General features: G+C 65.5%; 17 protein-coding genes and 1 pseudogene. 5 read left to right on the top strand and 13 right to left on the bottom strand.

Features of this window, described 5'->3' with window-relative positions:
- Positions 1 to 48 precede the first annotated feature (48 nt).
- Positions 49 to 1446: an amino acid permease gene (locus ACQ1RG_RS01520; RefSeq protein WP_193338840.1), complete on the bottom strand. Its 1398-nt coding sequence runs from the start codon at positions 1444 to 1446 to the stop codon at positions 49 to 51.
- A gap of 235 nt (positions 1447 to 1681) precedes the next feature.
- Positions 1682 to 2047 carry a VOC family protein gene (locus ACQ1RG_RS01515; protein ID WP_009380501.1) on the bottom strand — a complete coding sequence of 122 codons (366 nt, stop codon included), beginning with the start codon at positions 2045 to 2047 and terminating at the stop codon, positions 1682 to 1684.
- A gap of 142 nt (positions 2048 to 2189) precedes the next feature.
- Between ACQ1RG_RS01515 and ACQ1RG_RS01510 the strand changes: the two genes are divergently transcribed.
- A complete protein-coding gene (locus ACQ1RG_RS01510; protein ID WP_119296952.1) occupies positions 2190 to 3059 on the top strand; it encodes an integrase catalytic domain-containing protein in 870 nt (289 codons plus the stop codon).
- Positions 3060 to 3132: 73 nt separating this feature from the next.
- Here the strand turns inward: ACQ1RG_RS01510 and ACQ1RG_RS01505 are convergent, their stop codons facing one another.
- Positions 3133 to 4167: an IS30 family transposase gene (locus ACQ1RG_RS01505; protein WP_009381402.1), complete on the bottom strand. Its 1035-nt coding sequence runs from the start codon at positions 4165 to 4167 to the stop codon at positions 3133 to 3135.
- Positions 4168 to 4344: 177 nt separating this feature from the next.
- Between ACQ1RG_RS01505 and ACQ1RG_RS01500 the strand changes: the two genes are divergently transcribed.
- Both ACQ1RG_RS01500 and ACQ1RG_RS01495 read left to right on the top strand, forming a co-directional pair.
- On the top strand, positions 4345 to 4512 hold the full coding sequence (locus tag ACQ1RG_RS01500) for a hypothetical protein (protein ID WP_430600435.1): 168 nt from the start codon (positions 4345 to 4347) through the stop codon (positions 4510 to 4512).
- A gap of 50 nt (positions 4513 to 4562) precedes the next feature.
- Positions 4563 to 5252, top strand: coding sequence for an IS3 family transposase (locus ACQ1RG_RS01495; protein ID WP_259821657.1), 690 nt, complete (start codon positions 4563 to 4565; stop codon positions 5250 to 5252).
- Between the two features lie 706 nt (positions 5253 to 5958).
- Here ACQ1RG_RS01495 and ACQ1RG_RS01490 read toward each other — a convergent pair.
- From ACQ1RG_RS01490 to ACQ1RG_RS01460, 7 genes and pseudogenes are all read right to left on the bottom strand, one after another.
- Positions 5959 to 6816 (bottom strand): hypothetical protein, encoded by an 858-nt coding sequence (locus tag ACQ1RG_RS01490; protein WP_278373352.1) that lies wholly within the window; start codon positions 6814 to 6816, stop codon positions 5959 to 5961.
- A 463-nt stretch (positions 6817 to 7279) separates the two neighbouring features.
- Positions 7280 to 7624, bottom strand: a pseudogene (locus tag ACQ1RG_RS01485) (MBL fold metallo-hydrolase); the annotation flags it as partial.
- Positions 7594 to 7923 (bottom strand): hypothetical protein, encoded by a 330-nt coding sequence (locus tag ACQ1RG_RS01480; protein WP_063248827.1) that lies wholly within the window; start codon positions 7921 to 7923, stop codon positions 7594 to 7596. The gene ACQ1RG_RS01480 and the pseudogene ACQ1RG_RS01485, both read right to left, overlap by 31 nt.
- Positions 7924 to 8129: 206 nt before the next feature.
- Positions 8130 to 8801 carry an MBL fold metallo-hydrolase gene (locus tag ACQ1RG_RS01475; RefSeq protein ID WP_063248828.1) on the bottom strand — a complete coding sequence of 224 codons (672 nt, stop codon included), beginning with the start codon at positions 8799 to 8801 and terminating at the stop codon, positions 8130 to 8132.
- On the bottom strand, positions 8801 to 9892 hold the full coding sequence (locus ACQ1RG_RS01470) for an S-(hydroxymethyl)mycothiol dehydrogenase (RefSeq protein ID WP_063248829.1): 1092 nt from the start codon (positions 9890 to 9892) through the stop codon (positions 8801 to 8803). Before ACQ1RG_RS01470 ends, ACQ1RG_RS01475 begins: the two co-directional genes overlap by 1 nt.
- Positions 9893 to 10209: 317 nt before the next feature.
- The gene (locus ACQ1RG_RS01465; RefSeq protein ID WP_009376483.1) at positions 10210 to 10320 is read right to left on the bottom strand and encodes a methionine/alanine import family NSS transporter small subunit; all 111 of its coding nucleotides are present in this window, start codon (positions 10318 to 10320) and stop codon (positions 10210 to 10212) included.
- Positions 10320 to 11906 (bottom strand): sodium-dependent transporter, encoded by a 1587-nt coding sequence (locus ACQ1RG_RS01460; protein WP_009376482.1) that lies wholly within the window; start codon positions 11904 to 11906, stop codon positions 10320 to 10322. The genes ACQ1RG_RS01465 and ACQ1RG_RS01460 overlap by 1 nt, the downstream gene beginning before the upstream one ends.
- 285 nt (positions 11907 to 12191) lie before the next feature.
- Here ACQ1RG_RS01460 and cysS point away from each other — a divergent pair, with 285 nt between their 5' ends.
- Together cysS and rlmB are read left to right on the top strand one after the other, a co-directional pair.
- Entirely contained in the window at positions 12192 to 13643 is a 1452-nt protein-coding gene (cysS, locus tag ACQ1RG_RS01455) for a cysteine--tRNA ligase (protein ID WP_009376480.1), read from the top strand.
- A gap of 62 nt (positions 13644 to 13705) precedes the next feature.
- On the top strand, positions 13706 to 14647 hold the full coding sequence (gene rlmB, locus ACQ1RG_RS01450) for a 23S rRNA (guanosine(2251)-2'-O)-methyltransferase RlmB (RefSeq protein WP_009376476.1): 942 nt from the start codon (positions 13706 to 13708) through the stop codon (positions 14645 to 14647).
- 102 nt (positions 14648 to 14749) lie between these two features.
- On the opposite strand, the gene ACQ1RG_RS01445 is transcribed toward rlmB, so the two are convergent.
- The 3 genes from ACQ1RG_RS01445 to ACQ1RG_RS01435 form a co-directional block, all read right to left on the bottom strand.
- Positions 14750 to 16240, bottom strand: coding sequence for an amino acid permease (locus tag ACQ1RG_RS01445; protein ID WP_131247966.1), 1491 nt, complete (start codon positions 16238 to 16240; stop codon positions 14750 to 14752).
- A gap of 56 nt (positions 16241 to 16296) precedes the next feature.
- A complete protein-coding gene (locus tag ACQ1RG_RS01440; RefSeq protein ID WP_227007164.1) occupies positions 16297 to 17292 on the bottom strand; it encodes an SDR family NAD(P)-dependent oxidoreductase in 996 nt (331 codons plus the stop codon).
- A 301-nt stretch (positions 17293 to 17593) separates the two neighbouring features.
- A complete protein-coding gene (locus tag ACQ1RG_RS01435) occupies positions 17594 to 18883 on the bottom strand; it encodes a DUF4032 domain-containing protein (RefSeq protein ID WP_009376470.1) in 1290 nt (429 codons plus the stop codon).
- Between the last annotated feature and the right edge of the window lie 3 nt (positions 18884 to 18886).

The raw sequence follows: 18886 nt of genomic DNA, 5'->3' as shown, positions 1-18886 counted from the left end.
CCGCGCGGAGTGCGCGGGACGGGGGCCGGCGAGGACCACCTCGGCGGGTCACACCTCGGCGACGATCCCCTTCGCCTTCTGACGGCGGGTGACGGCCATGCCGATGAAGTAGAGCGCGACGGAGAAGATCAGGGTGCCGATGATCTGGAAGCGCACGGATTCGACGGTGAGGCCGAGGATGATGATGGCGGCGATGCCGGCGAGCGTGAGGTAGGTCAGGCCCGGGAACAGCCACATCTTCAGCGGCAGGGGTGTGCCGGCGGCCTCGGCGCGGCGGCGGAGGATGAGCTGGGAGACCAGGGTGACGACCCAGGTGACGATGAGCGTCGAGCCGACGATGTTGAGGAGGACTCCGAGCACCTCGGCGGCCCAGAAGTAGTTGAGTGCCACGGCGATGAAGCCGAAGACCGAGGTCGCGAGGACGGCGGCCACGGGCACGCCGCGTCGGTTCGTCGTGCCGAGGCCGGCAGGGAGCATCGAGCGGCGCGACATCGAGAACGCCATGCGGGAGGCGCCGTAGATGTTCGCGTTCATCGACGAGAGCAGGGCGATGACGATGACGCCGGCGAGCAGGGAGGCGATGAACGGCAGGCCGGCGGTCTCGAGGACGGCGACGAACGGCGATTCGGCCAGGCGCGGGTCGGTCCAGTCGAGGACGAGGACGATGATCGCCACCGAGCCGATGTAGAGGAAGAGGATGCGCCAGACGATCGTCTTGATCGCCTTGCTCACCGAGCGGCTGGGGTCGGAGGTCTCAGCGGCGGCGACGGCAACGATCTCGATGCCGCCGAAGGCGAAGGCGACGACGAGGAGGCCGGCGGCGACGCCGGGGATGTCGGTGGGCATGAAGCCGTCGGTGAAGATCTCCGCCGGCGGGGTCGCCGGGGTCCAGCCTGCGAGGTAGGCGACGCCGAGGATGACGAAGAGGGCGACGAAGGCGACCTTGATGAGGGAGAACCAGAACTCGAATTCACCGAAGCTGCCCGAGGTCGTGAGGTTGATCGCGGTGAAGACGATCATGATGATGAGCGCGAGCACCCACTGCGGGACCGACGGGATGTAGCTCGCGGCGATCTGCGCGGCTGCGGTCGCCTCGGCGGCGACGACGAGGCACAGCTGCACCCACCACAGGGCACCGACCGCGAAGGCCGCGGCCGGGCCCATCGCCTTGCCGGCGTAGTGGGAGAACGCGCCTGGGTTGGGGTCGGCGGCGACGAGTTCGCCGAGCGCCCGCATGACGAAGATGACGATGAGACCGGCGACGACATAGGAGATGAGCACGGCCGGCCCGGCGGCCTGCACTCCGGCACCCGATCCGACGAAGAGTCCGGCGCCGATCGCTGAACCGAGGCTCATCATCACGAGGTGGCGCGGCTTCATCCCGGCCTTGAGGCCGGGGCCGTCGGGAGTGGGCTGGGGGCTGGCGTTCGCGGAGTCGGCGGTCACTGGCGACTGCGATGTTCGTGGTTCAGGCACCAGAGCAGTCTAACGCCCATGGGGTGACCTCGATCTCAGGAGGTGGTCGGTTCAACATGAGGATGGGATGGTTGTCCCGTCGGTCCCCGTCGAGGAGGATATTCGTCCGTTTGACCCCCGCCGAGGCGGCAGTTCGTCCACGGTCAGGTGGCGGGATGGCCCGGTCGACGGTGGGGTCAGGTCGGCTTGGTTCAACCGGCGGGGCTCAGTCGTCCTGGAGGTAGACGAGCCCGTTGCCGTCGGGGTCGGTGAACGAGAACATCGGCGGCACCCCGGGCCACCGCAGCACCTCGTCGTTGTGGATCGTCACGCCGGCGGCCGAGATCCGTTCGTGAGCCTCCTCGGCGTCCGAGGTCTCGAGGCGGACGGCAACGGGGATCTCACTGCCCTTGGGGATGAGGACGATCGCGACGTCCGATCCCGGCGGGGCCACCTCGACGATGCGGTTGCCGGGCATCGGCTCGCCGTCGTAGCTGACCGAGCACCCGAGGACCTCGGTGTAGAAGCGGGTTGCCTCGTCGAGGTCGCTGACGGGGACGGAGACGCTGATGATTCTGTTCGTCTTGGCCATAGGTTCAGTGTGCGCGTATCGGTGTCGGGTGTACAGGGGTCGACCAGACTCAGATAATCAGTCCGCGAACCGCACCCGATGCCTCACATACTTTTGCCCGCGAAATGGTGGACCCTCGAACACCATGGGGAGTGAACTGTCGATGACGACACGAGCCGAGATCACCACGAAATACGCCAAGACGTACACGAAGGCACCGAAGAAGACCAAGAGCGCCATCCTCAACGAGGTCATTGCTGTGACCGGATGGTCTCGCGATAACGCCCGCCGGCGCCTGACCCAAGCCGCGCACCACCCGCCGGGTCCCGGTCGGCAAGTCGCGAAAGCACCGCGGAAGCCCCGTGCCAGGAAATACTCCTACGACGCGACGAAGACCCTCCAACGCGTGTGGGCAATCTCTGGCGGCCAGTGCGGCAAATACCTTGCGACGGTGATGCGGATCCTCCTCGACCTCCTCGAGGCCCATGGCGAGCTCGTGATCGGCCAAGGACGCTACACCCGCAAGGTCCGTAAGGAACTGTTGACGATGAGCCCCGCAACGATCGACCGATACCTCAAACCTATCCGAGCCAAAGACGCGATAAACGGACACTCCACGACGCAACCGGGAAGTCTGCTGCGCTCAGCGATCACGATCCGTCGGGCAGGTGACGAGGTCGAAGACGAACCCGGCTTCTTCGAAGGTGATACCGTCGCTCACTGCGGGCCCGTCGAGTCCGGAGAATTCGCGCGCACACTCAACCTCACTGACTTCCATACCGGGTGGACATTCACCCGCACCGTGCGCAACAACGCCCACACGAACATCCTGGTAGGCCTCAAGACCGCCGCTCGTGAGATCCCATTCCAGATCACCGGTCTGGATTTCGACAACGGGTCGGAGTTCCTCAACCAGCACGTTATCGAATGGGCCGGATCCAGGGACATCTATTTCACAAGATCGCGGCCGTATAAGAAGAACGATCAAGCCACGATCGATTCGAAGAACAATGTCATGCCCCGGGGAGAATAGAGGCAGGGAGATTGGAAGAAGGAGTTTCTCTCTTGCCAGTGAAATACACCGACGAACTCAGGGCTCGGCGATGTCAAGGCGTCGAAGCAACATGGGGCTCGCCGGCGAGCAGTCGAGCGAATGCCTCGGTGGGCGTGAGATAGCCCAGTCGGCGGCGGGGTCGATTGTTGATCTCCTCGGCGATGGTGGTGAGGTAGGGCTGGTGATCGGGGATCACCGTGCCCTTGGGCAGATACTCCCGGTAGAGCCGGTTCGTGTTCTCGTTGCTGGGCCTCTGCCAGGGCGAGTGGGGATCGGCGAAGTAGACCGGCATCGCCGTGGCCAGGGAGACCTTCGCGTGCTGGGCCATCTCGCTGCCCTGGTCCCACGCCAACGATGCCTTCATCATCTCGGGCAGGTCGTTGAAAAACTCGATGACCGCGTCAGCGGTTGGCTCGGCGTGTTTCGAGGGCAGGGCCAGCAGCCCGGTGAACCCGCTCATCCGCTCCACCAGCGTCGCCGCGCACGAGGTGCCGTTCTTCCCGATGATCAGGTCACCCTCCCAGTGCCCCGGCACCCGACGCTGGGCGGCGTCCTCACCTCGCTCCGCGATCGGGACCATACCTACGATTGGGCCACCGCGCGTCCGCCCGGTCGTACGTGGTCGGCGCTTGGTCCGCTTGGACTGCAGGAAGATGCCCTTGCGGGCGAGCTCACCCTTCGGGATTGCGTAGATGTACTGGTAGATAGCCTCACCGGAGACGGTTCGGCCGCGTGCGTCAGGAGAGTTCGCCATGCGTTCAACGGTCGGGTCTGTCGCCTCCAGACGCAACCGGCCCGCTATCTCGTTCGGCGTCCAGGACGCGGCCAGGTCGGCGTCCACCCTCGCCTGCAGCACCGGATCCCCCGCGACCTTCCGCTGCTGCGGGCGAGCTCGCCGACGCTGCGCTCTGACGTCTGCGGTCACGGCCTGGTAGCCGCGGGTCTTCGTCGAGTTCCGGTGAAGCTCCCGCGAGATCACCGACGGGCAACGCCCCAGGTGACGGGCGATCCTCCGCACCGACCAGCCCGCTTTCGAGGCCGCCGAGATCTCCGACCTGTCGCTGAACGACAACCCCACCCGCGCCATCTGCACACTCCACCGATCAGACCCCCGCCGACCGGGAGTGTTGCTTCGACGCTATGACACCACCCTCGCGCTGTTGAGCTCGTCATCCATGCCCAGGCCGATCCCGACACTGCGAACGGAGCCATCACCCGCGTCGCGAAGGAACTCGGCCTGAGCAAAGAGCACCTGTGGGTTTGGGTGCGCAAGCACAAGGACTCCGGCAAATCCACGCCGACTGAGTCAGTCGACCTGGAAGCGGAAAACCGCCGGCTGCGGGCTGAGCTGGCCGAAGCGAAACGAGCCAACGAGATCCTGCGCCGGGCCTCGGTTTTCTTCGCGGCGGAGCCAGGCCGCCCATCCAAGTAGTCGTCGCCTTCATCGACGACAATCGTCACGAGTTCGGAGTCGAGCCGATCGTGCGCGCCCTGAAAGGGACTGCTGCACGGATTGCTGTGAGCTCGTATTACGCGAACAAGAAGCGCCCACCCTCGGCCAGAGCCCGTCGGGACCAGGCTCTGGTGGTGGTCATCCGCGATGTCTATGAGGCCAACTATTCCTGCTACGGGGTACGGAAGATGTGGAAGGCGATCAACCGCGGCTACGCCGACCGTTTCGGTGCGGTGGCCCGCTGTACGGTGGAGCGGTTGATGCGCCGGCTGGGCATCGACGGGGTCCGGAGGAAGCGCAAGCGTCCGAAGACGGTCTCGGCCCGGGCTGAGGAGTGTCCGGACGATCTCGTTGAGCGTGAGTTCACAGCACCGGGCCCGAACCGCGTCTGGGTCGCCGACATCACGTACGTCCCGACTCAGGCTGGGTGGGTGTACACGACGTTCATTCTTGATGTGTTCCATCGGGAGATCGTGCGCTGGCAGGTGACGAACCATATGCGGGAGTCTCTGGCCAGAGACGCTTTGACGATGGCGTTGGCGGCGAAGTATCGGGTTGGTGAAGACGTGTCCGGGCTGGTGCATCACAGCGACCGCGGGGTTCAATTCCGGTCGATTCGCTATGGTGAGGCCCTCGCGGAGTCAGAGATCGTCGCGTCTGTGGGATCGCGTGGGGATTCGTACGATGACGCGATGGCTGAGGCACTGAACTCGGTGTAGAAGGCTGAGTTGATGGACCGTAAGGTGTGGTCGGGGTTGATCGAGGTGTTGGCGGAGAAGTCGGCGTGAGTGGCCTGGTACAACGAGTCCAGGTTGCACTCGGCGATCGGTTACCGACCGCCGCTCGAGGTCCATTCTGACTGGGTCAACCAGCCCATGACAGAGGTTGCGGCTGCATAGGAAACCAAGAAAGGGAGCCTCTACGAAACCCGGGGCTTGACAGTGCGGCGGTACGGGTTCTACTACCGGTACGACACCTACCTGGAGAGACGGGCACTGAACCGGCTATGGCGCCTGGTCTATGATCGGGTGAACTACCTGATGCCCACGATCAAACCCATCGGGTATTCGTCGACGAGGAATTGACGTCGTAAACGTCTCTACGATGCCCCACGGACTCCCTTCGACAGGCTCCTGGCCGCGAATGTGCTGTCCCCGAAGCAGGTGGTGGAGATGAACGCACATCGAGACAGCCTTAACCCAGCGAAGATCGCTGCTGAAATCGCCAGGGTCCAGGACAGGTTGTTGGTGCTCTCAAGGGAGAAGACGGAGCAGCTGTATCTGGCATCGTTCCCGTCGGCATTGCCGGATGTGCGCAAGGGAGTACGGGTCAAGGCCGGGTGATTTTCGCGGGCGTATTGACATGAGGAACTACGGGGGTGGATAAATTCGTAGGCAAATGATGGATATGCGAGTTCGGCAGATTTTACTTAGGATCTATTTCGGTGATTTGATCGTTGACGCGGTCAATTGCGCGTTTCAAATCAGCTCTTCTTTCTAAGAGAAAGTTATTGTTGCTAAGGTGTAATCGTTGTCTTCCAACCTTGGAGCGTTTAACAAGGACCGGCACAAGCGCTAAGGTGAGAATTTGAACCGGGAGGGCAATGAGGTAAGCGTAGCTCGAGCCCCAGGAGCTCGCCGACAAGGCGCCGCAGGCCAACGCTAGTATAATATACAGCGCATTTGCTGAATAGGTTGCGATCCGTCTACCGCCTACCTGTGGAGATTTCATTCTGGTCAGCGTGAAGTAGACGTAAGCCGTGGCGTAAGAGGCAATTAACGCGGCAACCATGTGACGCGCCGTGAATATTAGCCCGGATTCGCGGATCGGTGGGGCTACCGTGAGAATCAATGCTGAGTCAGAAACGAGTACTATGAGCACGCTGAGGAATGCGGCAAGATTGATTATGTTAAATAGAGGAAGTGGCCGATACTCAAGACGCCGATCAATGCCTCTGTTCAAGTTGCCGAGTTCGCGATATAGGCTGTCCCGCCTCGTTTTCAGTACACTGACATCTACGATGGAAATGCTGGCCAGTAAAACGGTGACTATCCAGCCGATTGCTGAAACTTCTGGGGCGAATATGGAGATGTTTCCGCCGTCTTCTTCGCGCCAGAAGAACCATCCAAGGCAGAGGAGGAGGTGCGCTGAGAAAAAGGTAGAAATCGTGAGGTTGAAGAACTGAGAAAATTTCCCGATGTATGTTTTGTTTTCTAGGTCAGCGTTGTATCTTGAGCGGTCCATTGCAGCGACGGTCACCGTTGCGGTGAGGCCTGCTGTCATGAGAGCTAGAGATAGACTAATGTAACTCGAGATGTCATCAAAGATCCATCTTGATGCAAATAAATAGATCTGTTCGAGTAGCTGGACGGTCGAGGACGGGCCTGCGGGAAAATTTGTGATTGCTATCAACGTTGATAGCGGTACAAGGCAGCCAAATATGATCGTAATAAATAGTGCGGAGACTGCGCGGTCAAGGATAGAGCCTCTGAATAGTGAAACTCGTGTGTCTGCAATACTGCGAGCTGAAGATACTCGACTCTCAGTTCGAAAAAGCTTGCACAAGAATTCCTCTGTTGGGCTCAAATCGAGGATGGCGTCTGGTCGCCGCAATTCACTCATCATTTGCAGATAATATCAAGCGAGATCGTGTAAAAGTGAGATTTCGTCATCAAGAATTTTTCGAGATGTACTCGGCGAATGGTGGGGGATTGACAATTTGGCAACGCTCCCACTTCTTCAATTGGTGCCCGCGCTTGATCCATTCCTCGAGCGACGGCTTCTCGGCCTCGATCGACGTCGAGTCGCCGTGGCCGGTGAGGACGACGGTGGGATCGGGCAGGGTGAAGAGTCGGTCCCTGATCGACTCGATGATCGTCTCGAAGCTCGAGTGCGAACGACCCGTGGCGCCGGGGCCGCCGTTGAAGAGCGTGTCCCCGGAGAAGAGCACGGGACCGACCGCATGGCCGGCACCAGCCGAGGCGGGGATGGGCAGCCCGGTCTCGATGAAGAAGCTCGTCGACCCGGGGGAGTGGCCCGGGGTGTGCAACGCCCGCAGGGTCACGCCGCCGACGGTCCACTCCCGTCCGTCACACCGACTTCGGCGGACGTCTTCTTCCACTGGGCTGCCTGTTCTTCCAACTCCGTGACATACCAGCCCATGCTCTGGGGATCAGCGGGCCTCACTCCGGAGAGGAGCTCGGCAGCCTCAGTACCAGTGACCGGTTGGTAGACGGCTTCATGATCGAAGTCGAAGTCGATCTCACGACCACCGTTGCGGTGCCACAGTCCGGTGTTGGCGGAGTACACGTAGCAGTAGCCTTCGGCGTCGCGGGCCATGAGCCCGTAGCCTGTGCTCTCGGGGCTTGCCTTGATCTTGTAGAGCTGCATCGTTGCCACCGCCTTTCGCTTTCATCGTCTCATCGGGGGCGCCGAGTGTGTGGGTTGCCAACACTTGTTTTCACGAAGTGCGCGTATCGGTGTCGGGTGTACAGGGGTGTGCGCCCATCGGTCGACGGCAAAGACGACGAAGCGCCGCGACGCCGGATCTCGGGCATCGCGGCGCTCGTCGGGCTGAGGCGCTCGATCGCTGCGTCTCAGTGCCCGCGCTTGATCCATTCCTCGAGCGACGGCTTCTCGGCCTCGATCGACGTCGAGTCGCCGTGGCCGGTGAGGACGACGGTGGGATCGGGCAGGGTGAAGAGTCGGTCCCTGATCGACTCGATGATCGTCTCGAAGCTCGAGTGCGAACGACCCGTGGCGCCGGGGCCGCCGTTGAAGAGCGTGTCCCCGGAGAAGAGCACGGGACCGACCGCATGGCCCGCGCCCGCCGAGGCGGGGATGGGCAGCCCGGTCTCGATGAAGAAGCTCGTCGACCCGGGGGAGTGGCCCGGGGTGTGCAGCGCCCGCAGGGTCACCCCTCCGACGGTCCACGTGTCACCGTCGGCGATCTGCCCCTCGGGACGGTAGTCCTCGTACGTCATGTCCCAGAGGACGTAGTCCTCGGGATTGAGGTAGACGGGCGGATTGCCCACCCGCTGCGCGAACTCGCGCACGACGCCGACGTGGTCGTCATGACCATGGGTGAGGAGAACGGCCTTGACCTCTCTCGATCCGACCGCCTCGGCGATGGCATCGACATCATGGGCGGGATCGATGACGATGACCTCGGTGCCGTCCCCGACGATCCACACGTTGTTGTCGACGTCCCACGTCCCGCCGTCGAGGGAGAACGTTCCGGACGTGACGACATGCTCGATCGCAGCCATCAGAGCACCACCACCGATCGCAGGACCTTGCCTTCGCCCATCTTCTCAAACGCCTCCTCGACGTCGCCGATGCCGATGCGCTCGGTGACGAACTTCTCCAGCGGCAGGCGACCCTGCTCGTAGAGGTCGACGAGCATCGGGAAGTCGCGCTCGGGCAGACAGTCGCCGTACCACGACGACTTGAGCTTCCCACCGCGACCGAAGACGTCGAGCAGCGGCACGCTCAGCTCCATCTCCGGGGTGGGCACGCCGACGAGGACGACGGTGCCGGCGAGGTCGCGGCCGTAGAACGCCTGCCGCCAGGTCTCCGGGCGGCCGACCGCGTCGATGACGACGTCGGCGCCGAAGCCGTTCGTCCGCTCCTGGATCGCGGCGACGACCTCGTCCTCGCTCATGCCGCGGGTGTTGATCGTGTCGGTGGCGCCGAGGTCCTTCGCCCACTCGAGCTTCGCATCGTCGATGTCGAGGGCGATGATCGTCCCGGCCCCGGCCAGGCGCGACCCGGCGATGGCCGCACAGCCCACACCGCCGCAGCCGATGACGGCCACGGACTTCCCGCGCGTGACCTCACCGGTGTTGATGGCCGAGCCGATGCCGGCCATGATCCCGCAGCCGAGGAGTCCGACGACAGCCGGATCCGACTCGTCGACCTTCGTGCACTGTCCCGCGGCGACGAGCGTCTTCTCCGCGAACGATCCGATGCCGAGCGCCGGTGTGAGCTCGGTGCCGTCGGTGAGCGTCATCTTCTGCTCGGCGTTGTGCGTGTTGAAGCAGTACCACGGCTCGCCGCGCTTGCATGCCCGGCATTCGCCGCAGACCGCGCGCCAGTTGAGGATGACGAAATCGCCGACCTCGACGTTCGTCACGCCCTCGCCCACCTCGGCGACGACGCCGGCCGACTCGTGGCCGAGGAGGAACGGGAAGTCATCGGAGATCCCGCCCTCGCGGTAGTGGAAGTCCGTGTGGCAGACGCCGCAGGACTTGACGTCGACGACGACCTCGCCCGGTCCCGGGTCGGGGATGACGATGTCGGTGAGCTCGACCGGCGCACCCTTGCTCCGGGCGATGACGCCCTTGACGGTCTGTGGCATTGCGCCTCCTAGGGATGATCGGCGCAGGTCAGCTGGGTCGCTCCGCTGCGCCGACAGAGAGTTCGGACACGTCCACCCTAACCAGGCGACGAGTCCTCAGCCAGCGTGTCCGGCATCTGTCACGGATCGTCCCGCCGAGGCGGGGGCGCGGTTCCGGTATGTCCTCGCCGAGGCGGGGGCGGGGTTCCTGGATGCCCTCGCCGAGGTTGGGGTGGGGTTCCGGACGCACCACCACCTCGGCGGGGTTGGCACCGGGAACAGCGAAGCGGGGCGTCTCCCGAAGGAGACGCCCCGCCTGACTCGTGTGACCGCGAGGGTCAGTCGACGTCCGTGTCCGGGTGCTTGCGCAGATGCACGATCGCAGCTGCCAGCCCGCCCCACACGGTGACCATGGCGATGATCATCATGACGATGGCTGAAGTGCCCATCAGTTCCCTCCTCGGATGGTGTCGTCGGCCGAGTGGCGTCCGGCGGGACGCTTGATCTCCTCGGCCACGGAATCGGCGATCGCCTCATCGGCTTCCTCGATCGTGCGCCTCGGCCACCTGATGAGCGAGAGCACGATCGCCGCGACGATGAGCAGTCCGATCATGCCCCAGCCGAAGACGCCGATGAGCAGCGCCGGGTACTCGCCGTAGCCTTCGGTCGCATAGGTGATGATCTGCGTGATGAGCATGTAGAGGAGCACCAGGGTGGTGACTCCGCCGAGGATGATCATCCAGAACCAGCCCACCTTGAAGCTCGAGATCGCGTTGAGGTGATCCCGGAGCGCGGGCAGCTTGCGCGCGAACCAGCCGACGACGATGAGGCCGACGACGGCCGCACCGACGATGCCGATGTTGTTGGCGAAGGCGTCCATCGTGTCGAGCACGTAGAGCGCGGTGACCGTCGACATGAGCAGGATCGAGATGATCGCCATGCCGCCGCCGACGAGGAGGATCGAGGCCTTGTTGCCGACCCCGAACTTCTCGCGCAGCGCCTGGATCGGCACCTGGACGATCGAGATGAGCGAGGTCAGTCCCGCGAAGACGAGGCACGCGAAGAACGCGAAGCCGAAGAGATTGCCTCCCGGCATCTCGGAGATGAGCGTCGGGAAGGCGACGAACGCCAGGCCGATGCCGCTGGTCGCGACATCGGAGACCGCTGCTCCCGACGCCGAGGCCATGAAGCCGAGAGCGGCGAAGACGCCGATGCCGGCGAGGATTTCGAAACCGGAGTTCGAGAAGGCGACGACGAGGCCCGAACCGGTGAGGTTCGTCTTCCGCTTGAGGTACGACGCGTAGGTGATCATGATGCCGAACGCGATCGAGAGCGAGAAGAAGATCTGACCGTAGGCCGCGATCCACACCTTCGGGTCGGCCAGGGCCGCGAAGTCCGGGGTGAAGAGCGCATCGAGACCCGCGGCCGCACCGGGCAGGAACAGCGCGCGGATGACGAGGATGAGGAAGAGGATGATGAGCAGCGGGATGAAGATCTTCGAGAAGCGGGCGATGCCGGCCTGGACGCCGCCGAGGAGCACTCCGAGCGTGATCACCCAGACGATGATGACGAGGATGAGGATGCTCGGCACGAACTCCATGGAGACCCCGGGGTCGCCCATCTTGAGGAAGCTGCCGAAGAAGTAGGTCTCCGCATCGTCGCCCCACGCCTGGTTGAGCGAGAAGATCATGTAGGCGCCCGCCCAGCCGATGATCGCGGCGTAGTAGATGCCGATGACGATGGCGACACCGGTCTGGAACCAGCCGATCGGTTCGGCCACCTTCGTCGCCATGCGGAAGGAGAGCGGAGCGGATCCGCGCGCACGATGGCCCATCGCGTAGTCGAAGAAGAGCAGCGGGATGCCCGCCGTCAGCAGCGCGACGAGGTAGGGGATGATGAAGGCGCCGCCGCCGTTCTCATACGTGACATACGGGAAGCGCCAGATGTTGCCGAGGCCGACTGCCGAACCGATGGCTGCGAAGATGAACGCGCCGCGGGTGGCGAAGACCTCCCTCTGGGATGTGGTGGTTGACATGATGACCTTTCGTTTTCACGCCGCCTCATGGGCATCGGTGCCGCATGCACGCGGATGATTGCCCACCAGCTTACTGGGAGTTGCTTGAGAACAGTGCCCCACATCACGTGTCGTGGGTCACAATTCGGCACCGATCCGAACTCCGTCGTCGAGACAAGGACGATGTCTCTCGGACGCGGGGGTGACGACCCCGGTGACGACGGCGGGAGACGGCGGCACCACCTCGGCGGAATCCGGCGTCTGACCAGGATCACCTCGGCGGAGATGGCCGGTAGACTTGGGCGGGTGACTATCGCTCTGTACAACACCGCCACCCGCCGGACCTCCGAACTGCGGCCCGTCATCGACGGCCACGTGGGGATCTACGTCTGTGGGGCGACCGTGCAGGGCGAACCACACATCGGGCACCTGCGTTCGGCGTCGGTCTTCGACGTGCTCCGCCGCTGGCTGCTCTACCGCGGCTACAGTGTCACGCTCATCCGCAACGTCACCGACATCGACGACAAGATCCTCTCGAAGTCCGTCGAGGAGGGCAGGCCGTGGTTCGCCCACGCCTTCCTCTACGAACGGGCCTTCACCGCCGCCTACGATGCCCTCGACATCATGCCGCCGAGCTACGAGCCGCGCGCGACCGGCCACATCACGGAGATGCACGAGCTCATCGCGCGCCTCATCGACGCCGGCCACGCATACCCTGCGCTCGACGCCAGCGGTGACGTCTACTTCTCGACGACCTCATGGCCGGACTACGGGGAGCTGACGAACCAGCGCCTCGAGGACATGGAGCCGGCCGAGGACTCGGACATGCGGGGGAAGAAGGATCCCCGGGACTTCGCGCTGTGGAAGGCCCACAAGCCCGGCGAACCCGAGACGGCCTCGTGGCCGTCCCCGTGGGGTCGCGGCCGACCCGGCTGGCACATCGAGTGCTCGGCGATGTCGACGAAGTACTTGGGCCCCCACTTCGACATCCACGGCGGCGGACTCGACCTGCGCTTCCCGCATCACGAGAACGAACTCGCCCAGTCCCGTGCGGCCGGCGATGCGTTCACGAACGTGTGGATGCACTCCGGGCTGCTCAATGTGGGGGGTGACAAGATGTCGAAGTCGCTCGGCAACTCGATCTTCGCCTCCGACCTCTTCGCCCAGTTCAGCCCCATCGCCGTCCGGTACTTCCTCACGAGCGCAAGCTACCGCTCCGTCCTCGAGTACTCACCCGAGGCAATGGCGCGCCAGACCGCCTCGCTCGAGCGGCTCTCGAACTTCCTCGACCGGGCCCGGCAGGCCCTCGGCGACGAGGCTCCCGCGCTGCCGAACGTCGAGGCCGCCTACGCCGACCGGAGCGTGGACGTACCGGAGGATTTCGCGCTCGCCCTCGACGACGACCTCGGCGTGCCCCGTGCGCTCTCCGTCGTCTTCGCCCGGGTCACAGAAGGGGCGAAGCTCCTCGACTCCGGTGCGGACAAGCCGGGTCTGGCCCGGATCGTCGCCGAGGTGGAGCTCATGCTCGACATCCTCGGCGTCAACCCCAGCGCCGAGGTGTGGGGCGGTGCGAACGCGAACGCCCCGGCCGCGGCCGCCCTCGATTCCCTCGTGGCCGAACTCGCGCAGAAGAGGATCGAGGCGAAGGCCGAGAAGGACTTCGCGACCGCCGATGCGATCCGCGACGAACTCTCCGCTGCGGGCATCGCGATCGAGGACACCGCCGACGGCTACCGCTACCATCTCAAGAACAGCTGATCACGCTCGTCCCGGTCGGACCGGGACGGGCAGGACGGCACCGACGAACCAAGAGGACTGACATGGCATCGAACCCACGCTCCGGCGGGTCGAAGAAGAAGGGGCCGCCGAAGGGATCCGGCGGCAAGAACCGACGCGGACTCCAGGGCAAGGGCCCGACCCCCAAGGCCGAGGACCGCGTCTACCACAAGGCGCACAAGGCCGCGCAGGCCAAGCGGGCTGCGAACGCCTCGGCGCAGGCGAAGCGGAAGAAGAAGGAGCTCGGGCCGAACATGGTCGCCGGGCGCAACTCCGTGCTCGAGGCCCTGCGCGAGGACGTGCCGGCGACCGCGCTCTACGTCGCCAGCCGCATCGACTCCGACGACCGGGTCAAGGAGGCGATCTCGCTCGCTGCCGGGCGGGGCATCTCGATGCTCGAGGCCAGTCGCGCCGATCTCGACCGGCTCACCGATGATGCGATCCACCAGGGCATCGCCCTGCAGATCCCGCCGTACGAGTACGCCGACCCCCGCGACCTCCTCGAGTTCGCCGCCGAACGGGCCGAGACCCCGCTCATCGTCGCCCTCGACGGGGTGACCGACCCGCGCAACCTCGGCGCGATCGTCCGCTCCGTCGCGGCCTTCGGCGGTCACGGGGTCATCATCCCCGAACGCCGTGCCGCCTCGATGACGGCGGCCGCGTGGAAGACCTCCGCCGGTGCCGCCTCGCGGATCAAGGTCGCCCAGGTCGTCAACCTCGCCCGCGCGATCGACGAGCTCAAGAAGCAGGGCGTCTTCGTCGTCGGCCTCGACATGGACGGCGAGGTCGACCTGCCCGAGCTCACGTTCAGCCGGGATCCGCTGTGCATCGTCGTCGGCTCCGAGGGCAAGGGGCTCTCCCGCCTCATCGCCGACAAGTGCGACCAGATCGTCTCGATCCCGATCGCCGCGACCACCGAGTCGCTCAACGCCGGCATCGCCGCCGCCGTCAGCCTCTACGAGGTCGCCCGCGCCCGCCGCGACTGAGCGGTCTCAGCCACCGTCCGGGCGCTGAGCAACCCGGCGCGGGGTTGCCCAGCGCCCGGAGGGTTGCTGGGATGGTGGCTCTGAGGAGGGGAGCCCGCGCGCTCAGGCGTCGAGGCTCTCCCGGTAGGCGGCGTCGCTCATCGTGCCCACGCGTGAGTGGCGGCGGCTGTAGCCGAAGTAGATGAGGAACCCGACGAGCATCCAGATCCCGAAGACCGTCCAGGTGACCCCGCCGAGGTTGAGCATGAGGAATGCGCATGCGAGCGCCCCGAGGACGGGGATCGTGTACCCGAGCGGCGCCTTGAAGGAGCGTTCGAGTTCCGGCTTCGTCACCCGCAGGTAGATGACGGCGACGTTGACGAGGCAGAACGCGAAGAGCGTGCCGATGCTCGTCGCGTTCGCGAGCTCGCCGAGGGGGATGAGGGCCGCAGTGATCGCCACGAGCGTGCCGGTCACGAGCGTGCCGATGAGCGGCGTTCCCGTGCGCGGGGAGACGATGCCGAAGAAGCGCGGGACCATGCCGTCACGCGACATCGTCAGCAGGATGCGCGACTGGCCGTAGAGGACGGTGATGACGACGGAGAAGATCGCGAGCACCGAGGACGCTGCGAAGAGGAAGACCGCGAAGTTCGACTGCGTGATCTCGTGGACGATCTGCACGAGCGGAGCTGTCGTCGTCTCGAGGCCGAACCACTCCCAGTCCCGAGCGCCGATCGCAGTGACGGCGACGAGGACGTACATCGAGGTGACGATGACCATTGAGAGGATGATCGCCCGCGGCAGATCGCGCTTGGGGTTCTTCGCCTCCTCGCCGGCGGTCGAGGCGGCATCGAAGCCGATGTAGGAGAAGAAGACGATCGAGGCGGCCGCGGTGACTCCGGCGGCACCCATCGGCAGGAGCGGTTCGAAGTTGCCGGCCTTGAACGCGGTGAACGCGACGATCGAGAAGAAGACGAGGATGCCGATCTTGACGAAGACGATGATCGTGTTGACGACGCCGGACTCCTTCGCCCCGCGCATGAGGAGGATCGTCGCGAGAGCGACGACGATGAGAGCCGAGAGGTTGATGACCCCGCCCGGCTGCTCGGGACCCGATGCGAGCGCCGGCGGCAGTTCGACGCCGAAGATCCGCAGCGTCTCGTTGACGTAGTCCGCGGCACCGACGGCGACAGCGGCGACCGAGACCGCGTACTCGAGGACAAGGCACCAGCCGCAGACCCAGGCCACACCCTCACCGAGGGTCGCATACGTGTACGAGTAGCTCGACCCGGACACCGGCACCATGCCCGCCATCTCCGCATAGCTCACCGCCGAGAGCAGTGCCGTGATGCCGGCGAGGATGAACGCGATCCACACTCCGGGACCGGCGATCGGCACCGCCTCGCCGAGGATGACGAGGATGCCCGTTCCCAGGGTCGCACCGACGCTGATCATGGTGAGCTGGAAGACTCCGAACGTGCGCCGCAGTTCCTGCGAATTCGCGTCCTCGGTGTCCTTGATCATGCTGGTGATCGACTTGCGGCGTCCGAGCTGACGGACGATTCCTGGGCGCTGCCCCGACGGTGGTGCAGGCGTGCTCTGCGGAGAACTCATTGAGCCATTGTCACATGTGCCCGGGAGACCCCCGTCACGGAGGTCCCGGCACTGGCTCACACCCGCGGAGTGAACCGTCCGTCGTGGGCCATCCACCCGCCGTCGACGAGCTGCGACGTGCCCGTCACGTACGTCGAAGCGTCGGAGGCGAGGAAGAGCACCGGTCCGGCGATCTCGTGGAGCCGGCCCCACCGGCCGAGCGCGGTCTTGTCCGCGTACGCGTCCCACCACTGCTCGTCGGCCTTGATCTGCTGGGTGAGCGGGGTGTCGAAGGGGCCGGGGAGGATCGCGTTGACGCGCACTCCGTCTGGACCGAGTTCGCTCGCGAGCGTCTTCGTCAGCTGGACGACCCCGGCCTTGGCCGCGGCGTAGATGCCCTGTCCGGGTTCGACGGTGATCGCCCGGAACGAGGCGAAGGTGACGATCGATCCGCGTCCGCGCTCGGCCATCTCGGCGCCGAAGCCGCGCATCAGCCGGTACGTGCCCTTGAGGTTGATGTCGATGACGCGGTCGAACTCGTCGTCGGTCGTCGCGGTCAGGCGCTTGCGGACGTTGGCCCCGGGCGTGACGACGAGGATCTCCGCGTCGGGGTGGACGGCGACGAGGGCGGTGACGGAGTCCGAGTCGGTGATGTCGACGACCGCGGCCGTCGCCGGGCCCGGGCTCGAGACGACGTCCGAGTCCGGCCCCTGTCCCGAGCGCGACCCGGCCCCCGTTTCCGGTTCCGCATGCGACCCCGTCCCGCCCTGCGCGCGCTCGGTGATGATGCGCACGGTCTCCTCGGCACCGGCGGCATTGAGGTCCGCGGCGATGACGTGGGCACCGGCATCGGCGAGCCCGATCGCCGAGGCCTGCCCGAGCCCCGACCCGGCCCCGACGACGATGGCGGTGCGCCCCGTGAGGTCGAAGAGAGAGGGGATCGAGGGATTGCCCTCGTTCGTCGGCACCGCGGCGGCAGAGGGGGCCGATGGCGCGGTCGTCGCAGCGGATGCGGGAGGTGGGGGCGGCGCAGGGGCAGCCGTCGGAGTGGGCTCAGTCGGGTCCTGCGTCATCGGAGGTCCTTCCTCCCGGCTTACGCGGCCGGGCAGAACGGGGTGCGCGCTGCATCGTTGCAGATCCGAGCACCGGAAGTGGGGCGTTGAGCCCAAGCTATGCCCGCCGAGGCGGCCCCGGCCACCGATGTCCACGTCGTGGACGCTGCGACCCGGCTGTCACCCGCGCCGACCCTCGCCTCGGCGGGGGACGGACGCCGGTCCAGCCCAACCGCACAGGACTCCGGCGACCCGGCCGTCACCTCGGCGGGGGCTGGACGCCAGTCCACGCCAACCCGGCGGGACCGCTGCGACCCGGCCGTCACCTCGGCGGGGGTTGGACGTACCGGGATTCGTCGGGCAGCTTCGCGAGGTCGTCCATGATGAAGTAGGCGATCGCCTCGCGCAGGGGGATGTCGCGCTGCCGCGCCTGGGCCATGACCCGGCGGTGCTCGACGAACTCGTAGAAGATCTGCCCGGGTTCGAGCTTGTTCATCAGGCTCTCAGGGATCCCGCCGATGAGCGGCTTGTAGACCTCGTCGAGCCAGATCCTCGCTGCCTCCTCCTCGCTCAGTTCGACCGGCATCTCACCGGATCCGTGCGCGCCGCCGGTGAACCCGGGCGCCGTCCGGTAGGAGTCGAGGTCGTTGAGCATCGCGCGCGCCTGGTTCTCGTTCGCCCCGATTCCCGTCAGGCGCAGCAGACGCCTCGAATGGTGGTTGGGTTCGACGACCTTCGGCTCGACGAGGAGGCTGACCCCGTCGAGGTCGGTCGTGACCGTGAGCTCGCCGAGGTCGAAGCCGAGATCGTTGAGCCGGCGGATGCGCTCGTCGATGCGCCAGCGTTCGTTGACGGAGAACTCCTCGACCCGGGTGAGCTCGGCCCACAGCCCGTTGTAGGCCTCGAAGAGGCGGTCCCCGGCGGCGAGCGGGTCGACGTCGGGTTCGACGAGGCCGGCGGCCTGAAGGTCGAGGAAGTCCCCGGCGATGTTCGTCCGTGCGATCCGCAGGTCCATCTCTCGCTGCCCGTCCGACAGGGAGTCGTGGAGCTCCCCGGTCTCCGCGTCGACGACGTAGGCGGCATAGGCGTCGGCGTCACGGCGGAAGAGCGTGTTCGACAGGGACACGTCCCCCCAGTAGAAGCCGACGAGGTGGAGGCGGGCGAGCAGGACGGCGAGGGCGTCGACGAGGCGGCCGGCCGTGTCCTCGGCGAGCGCACGCGAGAAGAGCGCTCGGTAGGGCAGGGAGAAGTCGAGGTGCGTGGTCACGAGCGCTCCCGGCAGCTCCTGCCCGTCGGCGGTGCGCCGTCCCGTGATGTAGGCCCGGGGTTCGACGGAGGGGACGTCGAGGTTCTCGAGCACGCCGAGGATGTCGAACTCCCGCAGCGCCTGCCGGTCCTCGGTCTCCTTGATCGCGAGCAGCTCGTCGCCGTTCTCGATGAACCGCACGATATGGCGGGAGATGCCGCGGGGGAGTCCGCCCATGAGGTCTGTCGGCCAGTCGGCGAGCGGAAGATCCCATGGCAGCTGCGCCAACATCGCCCGGTCGGCGGGGTCGACGGTGTGGATCGTGGGGCCCGAGGTCGTGGTCTCGGCCCCTGCGGAGCCGGGCACTGG

This window comes from Brevibacterium sp. K72, assembly GCF_050562175.1.
Taxonomy (GTDB): Bacteria; Actinomycetota; Actinomycetes; order Actinomycetales; family Brevibacteriaceae; genus Brevibacterium; species Brevibacterium casei.
Note: the sequence above shows the minus strand (reverse complement) of the source record. Positions and strands in the feature narration are given on the sequence as shown.

What these genes read in the sequence shown, in the direction of transcription:
- ACQ1RG_RS01515 (WP_009380501.1), bottom strand. Translation starts at nt 2,047, where the DNA reads ATGGCCAAGACGAACAGAATCATCAGCGTCTCCGTCCCCGTCAGCGAC.
- ACQ1RG_RS01510 (WP_119296952.1), top strand. Translation starts at nt 2,190, where the DNA reads ATGACGACACGAGCCGAGATCACCACGAAATACGCCAAGACGTACACG.
- ACQ1RG_RS01505 (WP_009381402.1), bottom strand. Translation starts at nt 4,167, where the DNA reads ATGGCGCGGGTGGGGTTGTCGTTCAGCGACAGGTCGGAGATCTCGGCG.
- ACQ1RG_RS01490 (WP_278373352.1), bottom strand. Translation starts at nt 6,816, where the DNA reads ATGACAGCAGGCCTCACCGCAACGGTGACCGTCGCTGCAATGGACCGC.
- ACQ1RG_RS01480 (WP_063248827.1), bottom strand. Translation starts at nt 7,923, where the DNA reads ATGCAGCTCTACAAGATCAAGGCAAGCCCCGAGAGCACAGGCTACGGG.
- ACQ1RG_RS01475 (WP_063248828.1), bottom strand. Translation starts at nt 8,801, where the DNA reads ATGGCTGCGATCGAGCATGTCGTCACGTCCGGAACGTTCTCCCTCGAC.
- ACQ1RG_RS01470 (WP_063248829.1), bottom strand. Translation starts at nt 9,892, where the DNA reads ATGCCACAGACCGTCAAGGGCGTCATCGCCCGGAGCAAGGGTGCGCCG.
- ACQ1RG_RS01465 (WP_009376483.1), bottom strand. Translation starts at nt 10,320, where the DNA reads ATGGGCACTTCAGCCATCGTCATGATGATCATCGCCATGGTCACCGTG.
- ACQ1RG_RS01460 (WP_009376482.1), bottom strand. Translation starts at nt 11,906, where the DNA reads ATGTCAACCACCACATCCCAGAGGGAGGTCTTCGCCACCCGCGGCGCG.
- rlmB (WP_009376476.1), top strand. Translation starts at nt 13,706, where the DNA reads ATGGCATCGAACCCACGCTCCGGCGGGTCGAAGAAGAAGGGGCCGCCG.
- ACQ1RG_RS01445 (WP_131247966.1), bottom strand. Translation starts at nt 16,240, where the DNA reads ATGAGTTCTCCGCAGAGCACGCCTGCACCACCGTCGGGGCAGCGCCCA.
- ACQ1RG_RS01440 (WP_227007164.1), bottom strand. Translation starts at nt 17,292, where the DNA reads ATGACGCAGGACCCGACTGAGCCCACTCCGACGGCTGCCCCTGCGCCG.